This window comes from Pseudomonas sp. SWI44, from assembly GCF_002947915.1.
Classification (GTDB): Bacteria; Pseudomonadota; Gammaproteobacteria; order Pseudomonadales; family Pseudomonadaceae; genus Aquipseudomonas; species Aquipseudomonas taiwanensis.
In genome coordinates this window covers 143,292-164,496 of record NZ_CP026674.1, presented here as the reverse complement: position 1 = coordinate 164,496, position 21,205 = coordinate 143,292, and the positions used below count along the sequence as shown (strand labels likewise).

Sequence of the window (21,205 nt, the reverse complement as noted above, 5' to 3'; positions counted from 1 at the left end):
GTGCTTACCATCTACAACACGCTGAGCAAAACCAAGGAAGTCTTCAAGCCGCTCGATGGCAACAAGGTGCGCATGTACGTCTGCGGCATGACCGTGTACGACTACTGCCACCTGGGCCACGGTCGCAGCATGGTGGCCTTCGACCTGGTCACCCGCTGGCTGCGCAAGAGCGGCTATGAGCTGACCTATGTGCGCAACATCACCGACATCGATGACAAGATCATCAACCGGGCCAACGAGAACGGCGAGTCGTTCGACGCGCTGACTGCCCGAATGATCGACGCGATGCACGAGGACGAGCGCCGCCTGAACATTCTCAAGCCGGACCTGGAACCGCGTGCCACCGACCATATCGCCGGCATGCATGCGATGATCCAGACCCTGATCGACAAAGGCTACGCCTACGCCCCGGGCAATGGCGACGTGTACTACCGCGTCGGCAAGTTCGTCGGTTACGGCAAGCTGTCGCGCAAGAAGATCGAAGACCTGCGCATCGGCGCCCGCATCGAAGTCGACGAAGCCAAGCAGGACCCGTTGGACTTCGTGTTGTGGAAAGGCGTCAAGCCGGGCGAGCCGTACTGGGATTCGCCGTGGGGCCCTGGCCGTCCGGGCTGGCACATCGAGTGCTCGGTGATGTCCACCTGCTGCCTGGGCGAGAGCTTCGACATCCACGGTGGCGGCAGCGACCTTGAGTTTCCGCATCACGAGAACGAGATCGCCCAGAGCGAGGCGGCCACCGGCAAGCCGTACGCCAACGCCTGGATGCACTGCGGCATGATCCGCATCAATGGCGAGAAGATGTCCAAGTCGTTGAACAACTTCTTCACCATTCGCGACGTGCTCGACAAGTATCACCCCGAAGTGGTGCGTTACCTGCTGGTGGCCAGCCATTACCGCAGCGCGATCAACTACTCCGAGGACAGCCTGCGTGATGCCAAGGGCGCCCTGGAGCGGTTCTACCACGCCTTGCGTGGCCTGCCGCGCGTGGCAGCCAAGGGGGGCGAAGAGTTCGTCGAGCGCTTCAGCGTGGCGATGAACGACGACTTCGGTACGCCCGAAGCCTGCGCCGTGCTGTTCGACCTGGTACGCGAGATCAACCGCCTGCGGGAGACTGACCTGGAGGCCGCTGCCGGCCTGGCGGGGCGTCTGCGTGAGTTGGGGGATGTGCTGGGTGTGCTGCAGCTGGAGGCTGATGACTTCCTGCGCGCCGGTGCCGAGGGCAAGGTCGATGCGGCCGAAGTCGAGGCGCTGATCCAGGCGCGTCTGCAGGCACGTGCCGACAAGAACTGGGCTGAATCGGACCGTATCCGCGACCAGCTGACCGCCATGGGCGTGGTGCTGGAAGACAGCAAGGGTGGGACCACCTGGCGTCTGGCCGACTGATCGCGTTAGCGGATCGTTCGCCGGCACGCCGGCACCTACAGGATCTCTCAGTGTCATGTAGGCGCCGGCGTGCCGGCGATTGGGCTGCGAGGCAGTCCCGGTCGTTACTTGGCCAGCCCCGCCAGCGGGCAATGCATCACCAACTTCGCCCCACCGAACTCGCTGGCCCCAATTTCCAGCGCGAACCCATGCAGGTCGACGATCGCCGCCACGATCGACAGCCCCAGCCCGAACCCTGCATGACGGTGACCTTCCTCGCTGCGATAGAAGCGTTTCAACACCGCGGCGCGCTCCTCTTCAGGAATGCCCGGCCCGCTGTCTTCGATGGCGATATGCACCCCGGCCTCGTCCTGGGTCGCCGAGATGACCACACGCCCGCCCTCGGGAGTGAACTTGATCCCGTTGCCGACCAGATTGGCCAGCGCCTCGAACAGCAGTTCCCGGTCGCCGTGTAGCGCCGCCAGTTGCGCGGGCTGTTCCAGATAAAGGCGTATGCCACCGTCCTCGGCCAGCGGCAGGTAGAAGTCATGCAGCTCCACCAGCAGGCCATGCGGATCCAGCTGCACGAAGCCGGCCCGGCGTTGGCGGTCCTCCAGCTCACTGATGCGCAGCAACCCGCGAAAACGCGCCATCAGCGTATCGGTTTCGCCAATCGCCTGGTCCAGCGCCTCGGCTTCGGCCGAGTCGACGGCGCTTTGCTGGCGAATTCGATACAGCTGTGCGCGCAGGCGGGTCAACGGCGTGCGCAGGTCATGGGCAATGTTGTCACACACGCCCTTGACCTCGTGCATCAGCCGCTCGATACGGTCGAGCATGGCATTGACGATGGCCGCCAGCATATCCAGCTCGTCACGCCGTGCCGACAGCGGCAGGCGGTGGGTGAGGTCGCCGGCGACGATCAGTTCGGCCTGGGCCTGGATCGCGCGGATGCGCTTGAGAGGGCGGCGGCGCAGCAGGTACCAGCCAGCGAAGCCTGGGATCAGGGTCAGCGAGATGCCCCAAAGCAAGGCATGCAGGATGATCCGGGTGACCACGAACAACGAGCCATTGTCGCGCACCAGCACTAGCCAGCGGCCATCCTGCACCTTGATGGCCACGGCATCGCAGCTGTCTCGCGGCATGTGCGGGTCATCGGCATCCAGGCAGCGCTTGAGCTCATGCACCTTGCCGTCCAGCCCAAGTTCCTGAGGTATGGCGCGAATACGCCCGCCAATCGGGTTGAGCTGCGCGTCGAACAGGCCATAGGCGTCGAAACTGCGCTCTTCGAAGGCTTGGCTGGCGATCAGGGCATCGTCCAGTTGCTTGCCGCTCATGTGCGCGAACAAGTGCTGGCGCTGCAGCATGGAATGGCGAGTGAGCTTGTTCAGGTAACTGGACACCTCGAAGTACAGCACCCCCATGAGGATGCAACTCCAGGCCACGAACAGGAAGCTGTACAGCGCCAGCAGGCGGCTGGTGGACGAGCTCCAGCCCTTAGACGGGTTCAGCAATGGCATAGCCGGAGCCCCGTACGGTACGGATCAGCGGCGACTGGCCGGGTGAGTCGATCTTCTTGCGCAGACGGCCGATGTGGACGTCGATCAGGTTGGTGCCAGGGTCGAAGTGGTACCCCCAGACTTCTTCGAAAATCATCATCCGCGTGATCACTTGGCCGGCGTGGCGCATCAGGTACTCCAGCAACTTGTACTCGGTGGGCAGCAGGTTGAGGGTCTGCTCGCCGCGACGTGCCTCGTGGCTGATCAAGTCCAGCTCCAGGTCGGCGACCTGCAGGCGGGTCTGGGTCATGGGCACGCTGTTGCGCCGCAGCAGCACTTCGACCCGCGCGGCCATTTCATCCGATGCGAACGGCTTGGTCAGGTAGTCATCCCCGCCGGCGCGCAGGCCACGTACCCGCTCGTCGACATCGGACAGGGCGCTGATCATCAGGATCGGCGTGGCGATCTTCAGGTTGCGCAGGGTGGTGACGATGGTCAGGCCGTCGACCTCGGGCAGCATGCGGTCCAGGGTGATCAGGTCATAACCACCGGCAATGGCCTTGGCCAGGCCTTCACGGCCATTGTCGGCCCAATCCACTTCCAGGCCGTGGCTGGTGAGTTCGGCGACGATTTCCTGGCCGGTGACGGCGTCGTCTTCGATGGTCAGTACGCGTGGCATGCTGGTTCCTGGGCGGCGAATGGAGACTGGATTGTGCCAAAGAATAGACTGCCCGGAATTTAAGAAAAATTCATCTGCCACCGGGTAGCAAGCGTTGGCCGAGCCGCCGCCTCTGCGCCAAGCCGGTTGTTGGGCGGATTTAGATCAATCCTACATTCAGTAGTGAAGCGTCCTACATATATTCGCGGATGTTCTTGGTAGGTTCCGGTCTTTGCCGATTGACAGGCATTGGTCCAACCCACATCAAAGGACATCGGATGTTCAAGTCATATGGCTACGGGGCAATTCGCTTTCTTGCGGACAGGTTGCCCGATGACATGCGCGTGCTGGCCTTCAGCGGCGGCGAAGGCATCAGCAGCCTGTTCTCTTTCGATATCGAACTGGTCAGCGAGCGCGCCGACCTGCCGTTGGAAACACTGCTCAACCAGCAGGCGTTTCTCGCCTTCGACACACGGGGCAGCGGTGTGCATGGCGTGATTTCGCGCTTGCGTCAGGGTGCCAGCGGCAAGCGCCTGACCCACTACCACGCCAGGCTAGAGCCGCAAATGGCCCGCCTGGGACTGCGTCGCAACCACCGCATCTTCCAGGGCCGCACGGTTGCTCAGGTGGTCGCCCGCCTGCTCGAAGAGCACGGCATACTGTCCGACGCCTACCAGTTTCACCTCGCCGAGCCATCACCGCCCCGCGATTACTGCGTGCAATACGCAGAGAGCGACCTGGCCTTCGTCGAGCGGTTGTGCCAGGAAGAGGGCATTCATTACCACTTCGTCCATTCGCCGCAGGGGCATCGGGTGGTGTTCGCCGATCACCAGTCCTATTTCCCGAAACTGGCCACCGCGGTCCCGTTCGTGCCGCCCGCCGGGCTGCAACCCGACGGGCCGGTCATCCAGGCATTCAGTGTGGCGGTGCAGACCACGGTAAGCCGCGTGGAACTGCGCGACCATGACTTTCGCAAGGCCGCTGCGCCGCTGGCCTATGCCAGCCGTAGCAATACCGGGCTCCGTGCGCCGGATATCGAGTTTTACGCCTACCCGGGCGGCCTGCGCCAGACGTTGGAGCAGCGCCGTGGCAGCACGATGAGCAAGCGTGCCCTGGAGCGTTGCCGGGTCGACCACCGCCAGGCCCAGGGCGACAGTGATGAACCTCTCCTGGTCAGTGGCCACTTGATGAGCCTGACGGGCCACCCCCGCGCTGACTTCAACGACCTGTGGCTGCTGACCAGCCTACGCCATGAGGGGCGTCAGCCACAGGTATTGGAGGAGAACGGTGGCCAGGAGGGGGCCGTCAGCGAAGCGCCGCGCTATGCCAATCACTTCACTGCCACGCCCTGGGACGTCATCTACCGTCCGGCCATGACCCGTCCCCCGCCGCGCATGCCTGGTTGCCAGGCCGCGCGGGTGACCGGGCCCAAGGGCGAGGAGGTGTACTGCGACGAACTGGGACGGGTCAAGGTGCAGTTTTACTGGGACCGTGAAGGCCAGGGCAACGAACACAGCAGCTGCTGGTTGCGGGTGATGTCGAGTTGGGCCGGTGATCGTCATGGTGTGGTGTGCTTGCCGCGGGTCGGCATGGAAGTGGTGGTGAGCTTTCTCGATGGCGACCCGGACCAACCAGTGGTCAGCGGGTGTCTGCCCGACAGCCTGCACCCTTCACCGTATGCGCTGCCGGACGCCAAGGCCCGTACCGTCTTGCGCAGTCGCAGCCTGGGAGGCAGCGGTGGCTACAACGAGTTGGCCATGGATGACCGCGACGGCAACGAATTGCTGTACCTGCGCGCACAGCGCGATTTCGAGCAATGGGTCGAGCATGACAGCCTGCTGGAGGTCGGCAACCGCCAGCAGGTGCTGGTCAAGGGCGACAGCCACGTCACGCTGGAGGCCGAGGCAGGGTGCACGGTCGGCGGCGACCGCCGTGTCCTGCTGCGCTCCAGCGATCACCTGACCGTCGACCTGGGTCGTCAGGTCCGGGTCGGCACCGTGCTCGCCCAGCATGCCGGTCAGCAAATGCAGCTGTCGGCGGAGCGTGAGGTGGTCGTGGAGGGTGGGGCGAGTATCACCCTGAGAGTCGCAGGTCAGCACCTGGTCATCAATGGCGCCGGGATCTTCGCCAGCAGTCCCGTTCAGCTTGGTGGCGTGCCGGCTGCCAGTCTCGTCGCCAACCCCTTGTCGCCAGGGCAGGGGGGTGGCGTACAGGTACCGGGGGCATTGCCGGCGAGCATGGCGCCGACGCAAGCGGCGTTGATGCAGCAGAGCCGGTTACTCGGAGCGGCCTATTGCCCGGTTTGCGAGGGCTGCCGCGAAGGCGTGGCGGCGTTGGGAGGTGTGCAATGAGCGCGGTATCGCCTCGGGCCTGGATGGCGCAGCAGCGCGCCTGCGGTCGCGAGATTGCCTTGGTGCTGGACAGCGGCTTCGACGAGCGCACGTCCCTGCTCGCGTGCCTGCCGAGCGAGCGCTGGTGTGCGTTATATGCCCAGACCGAAGTGGCGCACATGGCGACCCTGGGGCCGAGTTGCTTCTTGATTGGCGAGCCCGAGGCGAAGACCGTTCAGGCGCTGCTGGATCAGCCACAACGGCATTGGGGCTGGCTGGCCAGCCTGGCCCCCGATGCGCTGGCCGCCTGGGCTGCGCATTGGCGGGCGCGGCTGTTGATCGGCCAGCGACCGCAGCAGGCGCTGTACCGCTTCCATGACAACCGCATTCTGGCGGCGGCCTTGCAGCGGTTGCCCTCGGCTGCCCTGCCTGCCTACCTGGGGCAGGCCATCAGCATCTGCTACTGGGACGGGCAGCGGTGGGCGCAGGTCGACAACCCGTTGCCCGGTGATCATCCCTTGCCGACAGCGCCTGTTTGGCTGGCGCACGGCTCAGGCAGCGAAGCGGTGTTGCTGGCCAATGCACATCGATTCCTCCTGGCCCACCACTTCGCGGCCTACCTGAAGGTGTTCGAACCCCCTGGTCACCCTGATTGGTTGCGTACGCAACTGGCGCGTGCCCGCGCCTGGGGCTGGGAGACGCCGCAGCAACGCGAGTTCTTGCTGGTGCAGAGCCTGAGTATGCCGGGGTTGGTGTTGCCAGAGGAGTGGGGGCCACAGGCTGGGGAAAGTCCGCAGATGCATCTGCACCGGTTGCGCTATCGCACGGTGGGCTGACGAAACGAGAGGTCAGGGAGCATGAGTGCTCAACGGATGATTAAACAGTTGTGCTGGCTTGGCGGCATGGCGCTACTGGCTGGTTGCGGTGATGACAAGACCAATACCTTTACGTTGATAGGTGAGTTGCCGCCGAATTTTTCCTATCACGGCGTGGCGTGGTACAGGCACGAATCCGACCCCACGTGCGACGCCGGAGGGTTTCGTGGAGTGTCGATCAATAAGGACTGGCGGAAAAACTACCTCCCCGTGACGACCATCGAAATTCGCAAGGTGGTCAAGGGCTGCCCGATGGTGGTGCGGCATTTGGAATTGAAGATACGTGCAAAGTATGGAAATACGATTCATGAAATAGCTGGTGACCCGGCGAATATCGGGGTTTATCAAGTGCTTGATGAAAAGTACCGTCGTGAATTCAATGCGGCGAACGAAGATGTTTTCTATGGGGTGTGTGAGTGGATGTTCAGGACGATGGGTAGGCATCGGATGCTCGTGAAGTTGATGTCATGCAAAAAAGATAACGAGCGTGGTGAGCGTGGTCTGGGCCATCCCTTTGCGGCGTATACGCTCGATCAGCTACCAGGGAAAACGGTGCGGATGAATATTCGAGTGGGCGGTGAAGAGCGTCCGTCTTGGGGAGATACATGGGTGAAGTTTCCAAATGGCTGGAAACGTTGTGCAGGAAAAGGGGCTGAGGATCATAGGGGGTACTGCAATGGAAATTACACCGATTTCAGCGAATTTACGATGCCTGATGGTAGGCGTTGCACAATTTACCCAGGTTGTGAGGAGTGATGGATGAAGTTGGGCGTCAATACTGCCAGGGCAGGAAAACCTATTCTAGGGCTTGGAGTCGTGGCGCTACTGGCTGGTTGCGGTGATGACAAGACCAATACCTTTACGTTGATAGGTGAGTTGCCGCCGAATTTTTCCTATCACGGCGTGGCGTGGTACAGGCACGAATCGGACCCCACGTGCGACGCCGGAGGGTTTCGTGGAGTGTCTATCAATAAGGATTGGCGGAAAAACTACCTCCCCGTGACGACCATCGAAATTCGCAAGGTGGTCAAGGGTTGCCCGATGGTGGTGCGGCATTTGGAGTTGAAGATACGTGCAAAGTATGGAGATACGATTTATGAAATAACTGGGGATCCGGCAAATATCGGGATCTATGAAGTGTTGGAGGAAAAGTACCATCGTGAATTCAATGAGACGAACGAAGATGTTTTCTTTGGGGTGTGTGAGTGGATGTTCAGGACGATGGGGAGGGATCGGGTGATACGCAAGTTGCTGGCATGCAGAAAAGACAATGAGCGCGGAGAGCGTGGTTTGGGCCATCCCTTTGCGGCGTATACGCTCGATCAGCTACCAGGGAAAACGGTGCGGATGAATATTCGAGTGGGTGGTGAAGAGAGTCCGTCTTGGGGAGATACATGGGTTAAGTTTCCAAATGGTTGGAAACGATGTAAGGGAAGGGGACCTGAGGATGTTAGGGGGTACTGCAACGGAAATTACACCGATTTCAGCGAATTTACCATGCCTGATGGTAGGCGTTGCACAATTTACCCAGGTTGTGAGGAGTGATGGATGAAGTTGGGCGTCAATACTGCCAGGGCAGGAAAACATATTCTGGGGCTTGGCGTTGTGGCGCTACTGGCTGGTTGCGGTGATGACAAGACCAATACCTTTACGTTGATAGGTGAGTTGCCGCCGAACTTTTCCTATCACGGCGTGGCGTGGTACAGGCACGAATCGGACCCCACGTGCGACGCTGGAGGGTTTCGTGGGGTGTCGATCAATAAGGACTGGCGGAAAAACTACCTCCCCGTGACGACCATCGAAATTCGCAAGGTGGTCAAGGGCTGCCCGATGGTGGTGCGCCATCTGGAGTTGAAGATACGCGCAAAGTATGGAAGTGAATTTCACCAATTCACCGGGGATCCGGCAAATATCGGGATCTATGAAGTGTTGGAGGAAAAGTACCATCGTGAATTCAATGAGGCGAATGAAGATGTTTTCTATGGAGTTTGTCAATGGATGTTCAGGACGATGGGGAGGGATCGGGTGATACGCAAATTGCTGGCATGCAGAAAAGACAATGAGCGCGGAGAGCGTGGTTTGGGCCATCCCTTTGCGGCGTATACGCTCGATCAGTTACCAGGGAAAACGGTGCGGATGAATATTCGAGTGGGCGGTGAAGAGAGTCCGTCTTGGGGAGATACATGGGTTAAGTTTCCAAATGGTTGGAAACGATGTAAGGGAAGGGGACCTGAGGATGTTAGGGGGTACTGCAACGGAAATTACACCGATTTCAGCGAATTTACCATGCCTGATGGTAGGCGTTGCACAATTTACCCAGGTTGTGAGGAGTGATGGATGAAGTTGGGCGTCAATACTGCCAGGGCAGGAAAACCTATTCTAGGGCTTGGAGTTGTGGCGCTACTGGCTGGTTGCGGTGATGACAAGACCAATACCTTTACGTTGATAGGTGAGTTGCCGCCGAACTTTTCCTATCACGGCGTGGCGTGGTACAGGCACGAATCGGACCCCACGTGCGACGCTGGAGGGTTTCGTGGGGTGTCGATCAATAAGGACTGGCGGAAAAACTACCTCCCCGTGACTACCATCGAAATTCGCAAGATGGTCAAGGGCTGCCCGATGGTGGTGCGGCATCTGGAGTTGAAGATACGTGCAAAGTATGGAAGTGAATTCCACCAATTCACTGGAGATCCGGCAAATATCGGGATCTATGAAGTGTTGGAGGAAAAGTACCATCGTGAATTCAATGAGGCGAACGAAGATGTTTTCTTTGGAGTTTGTCGATGGATGTTCAGGACGATGGGGAGGGATCGGGTGATACGCAAATTGCTGGCATGCAGAAAAGACAATGAGCGCGGAGAGCGTGGTTTGGGCCATCCCTTTGCGGCGTATACGCTCGATCAGCTACCAGGGAAAACGGTGCGGATGAATATTCGAGTGGGCGGTGAAGAGCGTCCGTCTTGGGGGGATACATGGGTGAAGTTTCCAAATGGTTGGAAACGATGTGCAGGGGATGGGCCTGATGACCTTCAAGGGTACTGCCATGGAAATTACACCGATTTCAGCGAATTTACGATGCCGGATGGTAGACGTTGCACAATTTACCCAGGTTGTGAGGAATGATAGATGGAGCTGAAGACTGATGGTGCTGAGAGGATTTCAGCTTCGCTGAATGATCAAGCGCTAACATGTCCGCATCGCGGTCGTGAAACAACATTTCAATTGGTGGATGAACAGGGGGCGGGTGAGCCTTATGCGGGCTTGTATTATGAAGCGGTAGACAGTGAAGGGGTTACGTACAGTGGTGCGCTAGATGTCAAAGGATGCGGCAGGGTGACGAATCATCACGGTGCTATATCGTTGCGGTTCGAGAGCGAATATGTCGGCTCGGAAGAGCTTTATAGCGACCTTCAGCGACGTAAATCCTATCCCTTGAAAATTACTGATCTCCAAGTGCGCGCAGAGAAAACGCAGTACGCAAATGCCGATGGATCCAGAACTTCAAGTAATCCTGCGCAAGCAGCGGCGGACCATTACTATCAGGTAGAAACCAGTGAGCTGGTTCGTTATGCCTGCCATTTACCACCGCTCGTTGACCGTGGTTTTCCACCTCGAACCTCCTTGAATGCCATCATGGGGGAGCATGGAAATAGCGGTATTTGCCTTATGCCGGATGCTTGCACGGTGCTTGAAGTGCGTCCGCTCCGGGCATTGCGACCGCTGCTATCGGCGAACGCCGAGTTCTGTGCGCTGAACTTGTATCAGTTGGCGTTGATGGCGACGCTCAGCTACAACCCATTTGGACAGGACCCGGACGAGCACCCCGTGCTGGCTTCTACGGTCAGCTTTCCGTTCATACCCACCAGTGGTAACTGGTTCGGGAGTGCGTTGAACACGTTCAATGAAATCTGGCGTGTCGACCCAGAGCAATCGGAACCCATGTACCCAATACTCGAAGAGGTGGCCTATTCCAGACGTCTGGAAATCGTGCCGTTTGACCCCGCTCTGTATCCAGTGAACGACCCAAGCCTGGGAAACGACCAACAAAATCCGGCGCGCTTGCATTTTTTGGATGACAGAGGTCTCAGCGATGCAACGGACACCCAGGCCTTCATCACTCACACATCTGAATATGCTCTGATTGCAGTACGCGGAACAAACGAAGCAGCGGACTTTCTTCGGGATGTTGATGCACTCCAAGTGCCCTTCGAGCAAGGAGAAGGTCGCGTCCATCGTGGTTTTTATGAGTCAGCACTCAAGGCCTTTGATTTCGCGATGTCGTACCTTGATCAGTTCGACTATTCAAAGAATCTCATCATCTGCGGCCACAGTCTTGGCGGAGCAGTTGCCTTGATCCTGGCCGAAATGCTGCGCCGCACTTCCAAAGAGTTTGCCATCCAACTCTACACCTACGGCGCCCCCCGCGCCGGTGACGTCACCTTCACCCGCAACGCTGCCGACCTCATCCACCACCGCATCGTCAACCATGACGACGTCATCCCCAACGCCCCGCTCCCCTGGATGAACCCGCGCTACGACGTCATGGCCCAAGGCGCCTTGGTGATGCAGATCGATGCCATGCTTGGCATGAAAATCCTGCGCACAGGCCTGGTCAACCAGGAGGGCGAACATTACGAACATCACGGCAACCTGCGCCATTTCATGCCGATCGCGCTGACGCCGCACACATCGTCGGCCATTCTGTGGAGCCCGGGCTGCGATACCATCACCGATCAGGCCCTGTGCAGTCGCTACCTGCGCAAGGTCGATGGTTTGCCGGAGCTTCGCTCGATCAGTGTTGCGGATCACGCCATGACGGCCGGTTACCTACCGGCCTGCTGGGCAGTGTTGCGCCGCCACCAGCAAGCACTGGCCGATCGGGCACCTGCGGTCACCCGACGAGAAATACAGCTGGTCGAAGAGGCCTTGAAGTCTATCAGCGAACAGTTGGTCAGGCGCCGAGCACGTCTGGCTGGCGGTGACCATTACGCGCGCACCCATGAGCCAAGCCAAAAGCAGGTGGAGCAGGAGTTGAGCCGTATCAGTGGCACTCGCGAGCGCCTGGCGACCTTGAACCATGCTCCTATCAGTGCAGCCGATATCTATGGCGAGCATGCTGGCACACCTCATCTCATGGCCGCATTGGCGCGCTGGCATGCCCATGCGCAGAACGCCCGAACCGAACCGCTTGCCCAGGCACCCGCTGAGTTGGCGCCCGTCGAGCCCGTGACGCCAGCCATGACCTACAACGACATCCTCGCCTACCTGGATGCCGTGGACGACCCGAATGACCCGCTGAACCTCATATGAAAAAGGGGCACACCCACAAAGGCATGCCCCTTTTGACTGGCGCGTGGGCTATCAGGCGACCTTGACGATCCAGCCCGCTGGCGCTTCGACGTCACCGCTCTGGATGCCGGTCAGCTCGTTGTAGAGCTTCTGGGTAACGGGGCCGACTTTTTCCAGGTCATGGAATACATGCAGCTTGCCGTTGTATTCGATACCACCGATCGGGGTGATCACGGCAGCGGTACCGCAGGCACCGGCTTCGACGAAGCGGCCGAGATTGTTGATCTCGACATCGCCTTCGACCACGGTCAGGCCCAGGCGCGATTGCGCCAGTTCCATCAGCGACAGGCGGGTGATACCCGGCAGTACCGAGGCCGATTTCGGGGTGACGAATTCGTTGTCGGCGGTGATGCCAAAGAAGTTGGCCGAACCGACTTCCTCGATCTTCGAGTGGGTCAGTGGGTCCAGGTAGATGGCGTCGGCGAAGTGCGCCTTCTTGGCTTCGGCGCCCGGCAGCAGGCTGGCTGCGTAGTTGCCACCGACCTTGGCCGCACCGGTGCCTTGCGGGGCTGCGCGGTCGAAGCTGGAAATCTGGAAGTTGTGCGGCTTCATGCCGCCCTTGAAGTACGAGCCTACCGGGATGGCGAAGATCGAGAAGATGAACTCGGGGGCGGTGCGCACGCCGATGTTGTCACCGGTACCGATCACGAACGGACGCAGGTACAGGGCACCTTTGCCGTGCGGCGGAACGAACTTCTCGTTAGCCTTGACCACTTGCTTGCAGGCTTCGATGAATACATCGGTCGGCACTTGCGGCATCAGCAGGCGTGCGCAGCTGCGCTGCATGCGTGCGGCGTTCTGGTCGGGGCGGAACAGGTTGATCGAGCCGTCCTTGCAACGATAGGCCTTCAGGCCTTCGAAGCACTGCTGGCCATAGTGCAGGGCGGTGGAGCCTTCACTGATGTGCAGCACATTGTCTTCGGTCAGGGTGCCTTTGTCCCACTCGCCGTTGCGCCACACGGACAGGTAGCGCTTGTCGGTCTTGATGTAGTCGAAACCCAGCTTGTCCCAGTTAATGCTCTCGTTACTCATGACACCCTCGATTGTCTTGCAGATGCCCGATCTACTCGGGCTGCTGTGATATGCGCACCTCGCCACGATAATACATCCGTCGCGGATCGGGAACGGCCAGTCACGAATTGGCTGCCGCTCACGTCAATCGGCCTGCCTGTCAGCGCTCCTGCAGGCGTCGGTTCCAGTCACCGCCATGGCGGCGGGCGCAGGCCTCTTCGCTGTCGAAACGCACGTGCCAGGCCACATGGTCCAGACGAATGCCGGCTTCGTCGAGCGCCTGGGCTGTCAGTGCCAGCATACGCGCCTTCTGAGGGCTGCCCAGGGCTGCGTCCTTGTCCGCTTCGCGGTCGAATACCCAGGTGATACGCAGGCTGCCGGGGAATGCATCGGGATCCAGGCGATGGGTGAGCCAGGCGAAACCGACAATTTCGGCCTTGGCGGTTTCACAGGCTTCGGTCAGGCAGGCGATCAGTTCGCGCTCCATACGCGCCAGTTCACGTTTGTTCAGGGCTTTCACCAGGCCTCCTGGCGGCAGTGTGTGGAAAAAACCGTCACTTTAGCGCAGTTAATGTCGAGGTTGGTTTTTGCACGGGCGGGGCAGGCGTGATAGAACGCAGGGGTGCCATTCAGAAGTTGAATACCCAGATGTCCATCAGCGCTAAATCGAATAGAGCCCTCTTCGACCTCGACTTGCTCCGAGCCATTGTCGTGGTGGCCGACTGCGGCAGCTTCACCACGGCCGCGGCACGCTTGCACTCGACACAGTCGACCATCAGCCAGAAGGTTCGCCGCCTGGAAGAAATGGTTGGCCACCGCCTGCTGGTGCGTGGCAATCGTGACGTGCTGCCCACCGATGCCGGTCAGACCCTGCTCGGTTATGCCCGCCACATGCTGGCGTTGAACGACCAGATGCTCGAAGCCTTGGCCGGTGCCATGGTCGGCGTGACCGTACGCCTTGGCGTGCCGGAGGACTTCGTCGGCGGACGCACCACCCATGCGTTGTCGGCGTTCAGTCGCCAGCACCCGCAGGTCAAGCTGGAGGTCACCAGTGGGCTGTGTCGCGACCTAAGCCAGTCCTATGACAACGGTGAACTGGACTTGGTGTTGCTCAAGCAGCGGCGCAACAGCCGCGAAGGGGTGGCGTGCTGGCCGGAGCGGTTGCAGTGGATCGACAGCGTGCGCTTGCCATCGTTCGAGCTCGACCCGGTACCCTTGGTCACGTTTCCTCCGCGCGGGCTGTATCGCGATGACATGATCAGCGCCATCGAGGGCATGGGGCGGCGCTGGCGCATCAGCTTCACGAGTTCGAGCCTGAGCGGGATCCAGGCCGCGGTGGCCGATGGGATGGGCATCAGCCTGCTGCCACCACGGGCCGCGACCGGTGAGCATCGCACCCTCGGGCTGGCGCAAGGGCTGCCGGAGGTGGACAGTTATGAAATCGTGATCCTGCATCGCCCGACAGCAGATGTGATGGTCAAGGCGCTGGCGGATGTGCTCAAGCAAATGCTGGCTGTGGACGGGATCTGACAGCCCCCCCCTTGCCGTGCGGCGGACGTTGCGCGGCTGCCGCGATCCGCGCTCGCGCGATCAATGCACGGTCTTGCGCTGCCTGACACACCCCGCAGCTTGCACCGTCAGTTCATCCAGCCATTCATCACGCTGCTGTTCAGCGTCGATCATGGCGTCCTCGCCTTGCTGGTTGAGCAGGTAGGTATGGATCTGGTGCACTTCCGTGGTCTGGTAGATCGGCGCGATATCCAGTCGGCCAATCAGCGCGCCGCTGGCGTGGCCGGTGCTGCTCATCAATACCTGCGGCCCATTGGCGGCCACCACTTGCATTCCCATGCTTTCGAACCACGGTACCTGGCCGGCGAAGGCGTTGAGCTCGACGCAGGCGTAGCGCGTCTTGAGGTCCGTCAGCAGGGCACGGGCGATGCCCTGGCGGCGGTGGCTTGGCCGTACCGCAAGAAAGGTCAGCGCGCAGGCCTGGTCGTTGTCCTGGGCCGGTAACGCCAGGGCGAACCCGAGCAGTTGGTCCGGTGCATCGGCGTCCAGGGCGAGGGTCAGTGTCACCCGCAGCCCACGCGTGCCGTCCAGGGCCTGGAGATACTGGTGTACCTCCATGCCAACGCCGTACTGATACAACGGGTACAGCGGATTCTCGACGCGGATGGCGACGCTGCTCAGGTCGCCGACGTTTTCGATCACCAGTTGGCGAATCTGGTTCTGGAAGGACTCGGGCGGCACGCTGTCGAGGCGGCTCAGGATGAACATCGGTGGACGGGCTCCGGCTGGCAAGGGCTTAGGCTGCGCCACGCTGGCGCAGGACCCACAGTCTACCCGTTTTTGCCGAGCAGGCTCAGGCCCGCAGCGCCGCCAGCATCAGGTCCAGATTCTGCACGGCCGCGCCCGATGCACCTTTGCCCAGGTTGTCGAACACCGCCGTCAGCAGCACCTGGCCATGCGCGGGGTTGGCATACAGCGCCAGTCGCAGGTCGTTGCTGTCGTTCAGGGCTTCAGGGTCGAGCGCTGCCGCTGGCCCGTGCTGGTGCAGTGGCATCACCTGGACATGGCGCGCGCCCTGGTAATGCTGCTCCAGGCAGGCCTGCAGCTGTTCGGCGCGGACGTTGCCTGGCAGCAGGCGCAACTGCACGGCAATGCTTAGCACGATGCCCTGGCGATAGGCGCCATAACCTGGCAGGAACATCGGCCGTTGCGACAGCCCGGCATGTTGCTGGATCTCCGGCACGTGTTTGTGCGCCAGTTCCAGTCCATAGAGTTGCAGGGCAGGGGGGCTGTCTGCTGACGCCTGTTCGTAGCGCTCGACCGCTGATCGGCCACCGCCGGAGTACCCGGAAATGGCATGAATGCTCAGGGGGTAGTCGGCTGGTAGTAGCCCGGCCTTGATCAGCGGGCGCAACAGGGCGATGGCGCCGGTGGGGTAGCAGCCAGGGTTACTGACGCGTTTGGCTTGGGCGATGCGCTCGGCCTGCTGCTCATCCAGCTCTGGCAAACCATAGACCCAGCCGGGGGTTGTGCGGTGGGCGGAGCTGGCGTCGATCACGCGTACGGCCGGGTTGCGCAGCGCTGCAACGGCTTCGCGGGCGGCGTCGTCGGGCAGGCAGAGCAGGGCGATGTCGGCATTGTTGACGGCCTCTGCGCGGCGTTGTGGGTGCTTTCGGTCAGCCTCGGGGAGGGTAATCAGGCGCAGGTCGTCGCGGCCTTGCAAGCGGGCGTGAATGTGCAGGCCAGTGGTGCCTTGGTCGCCGTCGATGAAGACAAGTGGCGTGTGCATGGTCGAGTTCCGGTGGCGGAGGGATGGCCTATGCTCGCGCGTCGCTGGACTAAAGAAAATTTGAATATCATGATGCTTGTATTCATAAATTCTGAATTAACACCATGCGAGAAATCAGCCTGGATCGCCTTCGTACCTTGGTGGTGATCGCCGATATGGGGTCGTTCGCCGAAGCGGCCCGACAGCTCAACCTGGCGCCTGCGACCATCAGTCTCCATGTAGCGGAACTGGAGGCACGGGTCGGGGCTGCGCTGCTGCTGCGCAACCGCAGCCAGGTTCGGCCTACCGCCCTCGGCGAAACCCTGCTGGTGCGTGCCCGCCGCCTGCTGGCCGATGCCGACCTGGCGCTGGACGAGGTGCGCCGGCAGGTCGAGGGCCTGACGGGGCGCGTGCGACTGGGAGCCTCGACCGGCGCCATCGCCCACCTGCTGCCCCAGGCATTGGAGCACCTGCGCCAGACGCATCCAGGGGTCGATGTGCAGGTACAGGTGCTGACCTCCCAGGCTTCGCTGACACGGCTGCGTGACGGCACGCTGGATATTGGCCTGGTGGCATTGCCGCAGGTGGCGGGCAAAGGGCTGAGGGTCACACCCTGGCGGCGTGACCCGATCATGGCCTTCGTGCCCAGTGACTGGCAGCCTCCGGCCAAGGTGACGCCAGCCTGGCTGGGGCAGCGCGCATTGATCCTCAATGACAACAGCACCCAGCTGTCACGGGTGACCGCCGAGTGGTTCGCGGCGGCCGGGTTGTACCCGGTACCGCGCATCGAACTGAACTACAACGATGCGATCAAGAGCCTGGTGGGCGCGGGGTATGGCGCGACATTGCTGCCTCAGGAGGGCGCAGCGGCAGAGTTCGACCCCAGGGTTGCCCGGCGCCCGTTGCGACCGGGGTTGTGGCGGCAGTTGGGTATTGCCTGCCGGGAAGGGGAGCACGACCGGGCCACGGGGTATGTGCTGGAGGCGTTGGAGCGGTTGCGGCAGTAGACTGGCTCATTGCCGATGTGCTTGAAGAGGCCCGATACTCACTCCGCTGGCGGCTGGGTTTCGGTGACCGGGCGACTGAAGGCGCCATTGCGGACTTGAAAAAAGGTCCGCAGGCCATTTCAATCGATACTTCATGTAATCAATAGAGTCGCCATGACCCGCCATTTCGATGACCTGCAACTGGGTAGCCTGGAGCTGTTCTGCCTTGCCGCCGACACCGGTAGTTTCACGGCGGCCGCTAACGAGGCCGGCGTTACCCCAGCAGCGGTGAGTCGCAGCGTGGCCCGCCTGGAGGAGCGTCTGGGGGTGCGGTTGTTCGTGCGTACCACCCGCCATATGCGCCTGTCTGAGGCCGGCCTGGCGTATTACCAGCAATGCCGCCAGGCACTGGGGCAGCTGGTCGAGGCCGAGCGCCAGGTCGCCGGTGGGCAGCTCGAGCCCAGTGGCCGGCTGCGCATCAGCGCCCCGACACCCTATGCCCATCACCGTCTGCTGCCGCTGCTGCCGCGCTTTCGTGAGCTGTACCCGCAGGTGCAAATCGATGTGCACGTCAGCAATCGCAATGTCGATTTCGCCGACGAGCCGTTCGATCTCGCCATTCGCGGTCGTGAGCCCGCGGATTCGCGGCTGGTGGCAAGGCGGCTGGAAGATGCCGAGCTGGTGGTGGTGGCAACGCCCGGCTACTTGGCACGGGCCGGCGTGCCACAGGTGCCCGAAGACCTGCTGCGGCATGAATGCATCCAGTTCGAGCTCCCCAGCAGCGGCCGCCGTCCGCCCTGGAGCTTTCGCCAGGACGGTCGGCAGCTGGAGCTGGAGACCCACGGATCGTTCACCTGCCAGGGCGACTTCCTGGCCACCGCCACGCTGGTACGCCATGGCGCGGGCTTGATGCAGGCCTATCGCTTCACGGTACAGGATGCTCTGGAGCGTGGCGAGCTGGTGGAAGTGTTGCGTGATTTTGGCGGCACTTCACGGCCGTTCATGTTGATCTACCCGCAGGCGCGGCACATGCCCTTGCGGGTGCGGGTGCTGATCGACTTTCTGTTCAGCGGTGCAAGCCTGGGGCAGGCCCGCACTGTGGCAGGGCTGCCCACACGCCCTTAGGCTGTGTACGAAAAGCCTTGATACTCGGTGATGCTGCGTTGAAAACAGCCTTGCCTGACCTTCGTCCCAAGCCTTTTCCCACAGCCCCTAGAACCAGCGGTCGTTCTTCTTGCGGCCTCGGGTCAGCGACGGCAGGATCAGCCCGGCCAGCAAACCTGCGCCAGCGATGCTACCGCCATAAACCATGTAGCGCATCATCACCTGCTTGTTCTCGTCGCCCAGGCGCGCCTGGGTGTCGCGCAAGCTGGACTGGCTCTGGTCGAGCTGTTCACTGAGCGCCTTGTTGCGCGCCTCCAGCTCATCGATCAGTTTCTTGCGTGAGTCGAGGGTTTCCTGCATACCCTGCACGCGGTTCTTCCAGCTGTCGTCGATGGTTTTCAGCTGACCGGACAACTCCGCCACCTGGGCATCGAGTTGCGGCAGGCGTTCGCTCTGGCCTGGCACCGACTGCAAGTCGGTGCTGAGGATCCACACCAAGTCGCCGTTCTGCCCGCGTACCTGACTGTAGTTACCCTGGCTGCCAATGAGCGTGACCTTTTGTCCGGACTTGAGGTTGCCGACGATGCGGTGGCCATCGGTAGGGCCACTGCGCACGTAGGTGGTCAGGCTGTCACTGACCCAGCGCGCATCGCTGGCGGGTTCTTCAGCATGCACCGGAACGGCGAGGGCCACCAGCGCGGCGATCAGGCTGCCGCGCAGGGCAGGGAGGACAGGGGCAGAGGGGCGGGAATCAGGCATGTTGGGTCTTCGCTGGAACTGGACAGAAAATGGCCCGGTGAATAGGCCGGTGAACCGGTCGCTGGTTTGACCGTCAGGGAATGACCGCATTTTTGTAGGCAGGTTCACTGCCTAATGTCGGAAATGTCTGCAGAATGTTGCAGGGATGCACGCGAGCCAAGGCGCTAGACTGATGGTTCCTTCAACGCTCCTGGAGCATGGCCATGACTGCCAAGAACACCCTCTGCCTCTGGTTCGACAAGGATGCGCAAGCAGCGGCGAACTTCTATGCCAGTGTTTTCCCCGATAGTCGGGTAGTCGCCGTGCACAAGGCGCCGGCTGACTTCCCCTCGGGCAAGGTCGGCGACGTGATCACTGTGGAATTCATCGTCATGGGCTTACCCTGCGTAGGCATCAATGGGGGCACGGCGTTCAAGCAGACCGAGGCGTTTTCGTTCCAGGTCTGTACCGAAGACCAAGCCGAAACCGACCGTTTCTGGAACGCCATCGTGGGCAACGGCGGCCAGGAAAGCGTGTGTGGTTGGTGCAAGGATAAGTGGGGGGTGTCATGGCAGATCACGCCCAGAGTGTTGCTCGAGTCCTTCAGTCACCCTGATCCCGCAGCGGCCAAGCGAGCGTTCGAGGCGATGATGACCATGGGCAAGATCGATGTGGCTGCCATCGAGGCGGCATTGAAAGGCTGACCGGCAAGACTGGCAGGCCTTGGCGGCGGGTGGGCTCTAGGCTCTGTACGTAAAGCTTTGATACTCGGTGACGCTGCGTTGAAAACAGCCTCGGAATGCTCATTTACAAGCCGTAAACTCCGCTTCCTCGGCTGTTTTCGCCTTGCCTGACCTTCGTCTCAAGACGTTTCATACAGACCCTAAGGACGGGGCGCCTGGGTAAGCCGTATGATCTGCCGCGCGCAGTAGGCGCCGGTGAGAATCACTCCGAACAAACGCAAGGTCTGCATGGCCAGCACCAGGCCGACATCGGCATGGGTCTCAACCGCGATGATCGCCATGGCATCCAGCCCACCGGGGCTGGTGGCCAGGTACATCGACAGGAAGTCGCTGCCCATCGCCTTGGCCATCAGCCAGGCGCAGGCAGCGCACAGCACGATCAGCACCAAGGCTCCAGCTATCATGGTCGGCAGGTGTGTCCACACGTAGCGCACGGTCTGCCGGTCGAAGCGCAGGCCGATGTAGCAGCCAATGGCGCCATACGCCACGGCCAGCAAGGGTTCGGGCAGGGTGATCGTCAGCAACCCGCTCAGCTGCAGCGCACTACCGAGCAATAATGGCATCAGCAGAGCCCCCGCGGGCATTCGGTTGCCGGCGGCAATGCCGACCACCACCACGCCAACACTGAGCAGGCTATTGAGAAGATGCGGTGCCTCGCTGATCGCAGGGGCGTTCGCCGCCGCGCCAGGCCCCGGCGTGGCGCCCAGCAGGTGGCTGACCAGCGAGCCGATCATCACCACGCACACCACGCGCACATACTGCATGGTGGCCACTACGCGGCCATCTGCGCCGTTTTCCTCAGCCATCGACACCATCGCCGACGCAGCGCCAGGAGCGGTGCCCCAGGCAGCGGTACTGCCGGGAATGCCGCCAAAGCGCACCGTGCCCAGGCCCACCAAGGCGCTCAGGGCCACGGTGATGAAGGTGGCGACCAGCATCAGGTGCCAGGACTGCGCCATCGAGATCAATACCGACCAGCTCACCGCGTGCGCCACCAGCAGGCCGACGCAACCTTGGCCGAAACGAAACGCCTGACGATGTAGAGACAGGCGCGCACCGCCTATACCGAACACGATGGCCACCAGCATGGGGCCGAGGAACAAGCCTGCCGGTACGGACAGGGTATGCAACAACTGGCCGAAGGCACCGGCGCCTATCAGTAGCGCGAACCATTTGACGAAGGTCTTGGGGTTGCCGGAGGCAGAGGTCTGCAAGGTCGAGACTCCTTGTGCAGCGATAACGCGGTGTGCGGGGAAAAGTATCGACGGGGCAACCG

The 21,205-nt window shown here is 61.3% G+C and carries 20 protein-coding genes; 12 read left to right on the top strand and 8 right to left on the bottom strand.

Features of this window, described 5'->3' with window-relative positions; all coding sequences use genetic code 11:
* Positions 1–1,383 carry a cysteine--tRNA ligase gene (cysS, locus tag C4Q26_RS00760; protein ID WP_027907822.1) on the top strand — a complete coding sequence of 461 codons (1,383 nt, stop codon included), beginning with the start codon at positions 1–3 and terminating at the stop codon, positions 1,381–1,383.
* Positions 1,384–1,487: 104 nt separating this feature from the next.
* Here the strand turns inward: cysS and C4Q26_RS00755 are convergent, their stop codons facing one another.
* Positions 1,488–2,879 (bottom strand): HAMP domain-containing sensor histidine kinase, encoded by a 1,392-nt coding sequence (locus C4Q26_RS00755; protein WP_023380119.1) that lies wholly within the window; start codon positions 2,877–2,879, stop codon positions 1,488–1,490.
* Positions 2,857–3,537: a response regulator transcription factor gene (locus C4Q26_RS00750; RefSeq protein ID WP_023380120.1), complete on the bottom strand. Its 681-nt coding sequence runs from the start codon at positions 3,535–3,537 to the stop codon at positions 2,857–2,859. The genes C4Q26_RS00755 and C4Q26_RS00750 overlap by 23 nt, the downstream gene beginning before the upstream one ends.
* A gap of 257 nt (positions 3,538–3,794) precedes the next feature.
* On the opposite strand from C4Q26_RS00750, the gene C4Q26_RS00745 reads away from it, so the two are divergent.
* From C4Q26_RS00745 to C4Q26_RS00715, 7 genes are read left to right on the top strand one after another with little or no spacing between them, the layout of a single operon-like run.
* Positions 3,795–5,867 (top strand): type VI secretion system tip protein VgrG, encoded by a 2,073-nt coding sequence (locus C4Q26_RS00745; protein ID WP_104882565.1) that lies wholly within the window; start codon positions 3,795–3,797, stop codon positions 5,865–5,867.
* A complete protein-coding gene (locus C4Q26_RS00740) occupies positions 5,864–6,682 on the top strand; it encodes a DUF4123 domain-containing protein (protein ID WP_104882564.1) in 819 nt (272 codons plus the stop codon). The genes C4Q26_RS00745 and C4Q26_RS00740 overlap by 4 nt, the downstream gene beginning before the upstream one ends.
* A gap of 21 nt (positions 6,683–6,703) precedes the next feature.
* On the top strand, positions 6,704–7,477 hold the full coding sequence (locus tag C4Q26_RS00735; RefSeq protein WP_252189435.1) for a hypothetical protein: 774 nt from the start codon (positions 6,704–6,706) through the stop codon (positions 7,475–7,477).
* 3 nt (positions 7,478–7,480) lie between these two features.
* Positions 7,481–8,266 carry a hypothetical protein gene (locus tag C4Q26_RS00730; RefSeq protein WP_104881888.1) on the top strand — a complete coding sequence of 262 codons (786 nt, stop codon included), beginning with the start codon at positions 7,481–7,483 and terminating at the stop codon, positions 8,264–8,266.
* A gap of 3 nt (positions 8,267–8,269) precedes the next feature.
* Positions 8,270–9,055 carry a hypothetical protein gene (locus C4Q26_RS00725; RefSeq protein ID WP_104882562.1) on the top strand — a complete coding sequence of 262 codons (786 nt, stop codon included), beginning with the start codon at positions 8,270–8,272 and terminating at the stop codon, positions 9,053–9,055.
* Positions 9,056–9,058: 3 nt separating this feature from the next.
* Positions 9,059–9,844: a hypothetical protein gene (locus C4Q26_RS00720; RefSeq protein ID WP_023380125.1), complete on the top strand. Its 786-nt coding sequence runs from the start codon at positions 9,059–9,061 to the stop codon at positions 9,842–9,844.
* Between the two features lie 3 nt (positions 9,845–9,847).
* Positions 9,848–12,031, top strand: coding sequence for a lipase family protein (locus C4Q26_RS00715; RefSeq protein ID WP_104882561.1), 2,184 nt, complete (start codon positions 9,848–9,850; stop codon positions 12,029–12,031).
* Positions 12,032–12,082: 51 nt separating this feature from the next.
* Here C4Q26_RS00715 and C4Q26_RS00710 read toward each other — a convergent pair whose 3' ends face one another.
* Together C4Q26_RS00710 and C4Q26_RS00705 are read right to left on the bottom strand one after the other, a co-directional pair.
* Positions 12,083–13,102: a branched-chain amino acid aminotransferase gene (locus C4Q26_RS00710; protein ID WP_023380128.1), complete on the bottom strand. Its 1,020-nt coding sequence runs from the start codon at positions 13,100–13,102 to the stop codon at positions 12,083–12,085.
* Positions 13,103–13,241: 139 nt separating this feature from the next.
* Positions 13,242–13,601, bottom strand: coding sequence for a hypothetical protein (locus tag C4Q26_RS00705; RefSeq protein WP_023380129.1), 360 nt, complete (start codon positions 13,599–13,601; stop codon positions 13,242–13,244).
* A 128-nt stretch (positions 13,602–13,729) separates the two neighbouring features.
* On the opposite strand from C4Q26_RS00705, the gene C4Q26_RS00700 reads away from it, so the two are divergent.
* A complete protein-coding gene (locus C4Q26_RS00700; RefSeq protein ID WP_023380130.1) occupies positions 13,730–14,611 on the top strand; it encodes a LysR family transcriptional regulator in 882 nt (293 codons plus the stop codon).
* Between the two features lie 60 nt (positions 14,612–14,671).
* Here the strand turns inward: C4Q26_RS00700 and C4Q26_RS00695 are convergent, their stop codons facing one another.
* Positions 14,672–15,358 (bottom strand): GNAT family N-acetyltransferase, encoded by a 687-nt coding sequence (locus C4Q26_RS00695; protein ID WP_023380131.1) that lies wholly within the window; start codon positions 15,356–15,358, stop codon positions 14,672–14,674.
* Between the two features lie 85 nt (positions 15,359–15,443).
* A complete protein-coding gene (gene argC, locus C4Q26_RS00690) occupies positions 15,444–16,379 on the bottom strand; it encodes an N-acetyl-gamma-glutamyl-phosphate reductase (protein WP_104882560.1) in 936 nt (311 codons plus the stop codon).
* A gap of 104 nt (positions 16,380–16,483) precedes the next feature.
* On the opposite strand from argC, the gene C4Q26_RS00685 reads away from it, so the two are divergent.
* Positions 16,484–17,365, top strand: coding sequence for a LysR family transcriptional regulator (locus C4Q26_RS00685; RefSeq protein ID WP_023380133.1), 882 nt, complete (start codon positions 16,484–16,486; stop codon positions 17,363–17,365).
* A 153-nt stretch (positions 17,366–17,518) separates the two neighbouring features.
* Positions 17,519–18,469: a LysR family transcriptional regulator gene (locus C4Q26_RS00680; protein WP_023380134.1), complete on the top strand. Its 951-nt coding sequence runs from the start codon at positions 17,519–17,521 to the stop codon at positions 18,467–18,469.
* 87 nt (positions 18,470–18,556) lie between these two features.
* On the opposite strand, the gene C4Q26_RS00675 is transcribed toward C4Q26_RS00680, so the two are convergent.
* Positions 18,557–19,207 carry a TIGR04211 family SH3 domain-containing protein gene (locus C4Q26_RS00675; protein ID WP_023380135.1) on the bottom strand — a complete coding sequence of 217 codons (651 nt, stop codon included), beginning with the start codon at positions 19,205–19,207 and terminating at the stop codon, positions 18,557–18,559.
* A 203-nt stretch (positions 19,208–19,410) separates the two neighbouring features.
* On the opposite strand from C4Q26_RS00675, the gene C4Q26_RS00670 reads away from it, so the two are divergent.
* Complete coding sequence (locus tag C4Q26_RS00670) at positions 19,411–19,890, top strand: VOC family protein (RefSeq protein WP_104881885.1); 480 nt, start codon at positions 19,411–19,413, stop codon at positions 19,888–19,890.
* 179 nt (positions 19,891–20,069) lie between these two features.
* On the opposite strand, the gene C4Q26_RS00665 is transcribed toward C4Q26_RS00670, so the two are convergent.
* A complete protein-coding gene (locus C4Q26_RS00665; protein ID WP_023380137.1) occupies positions 20,070–21,143 on the bottom strand; it encodes an AbrB family transcriptional regulator in 1,074 nt (357 codons plus the stop codon).
* Positions 21,144–21,205: the final 62 nt, after the last annotated feature.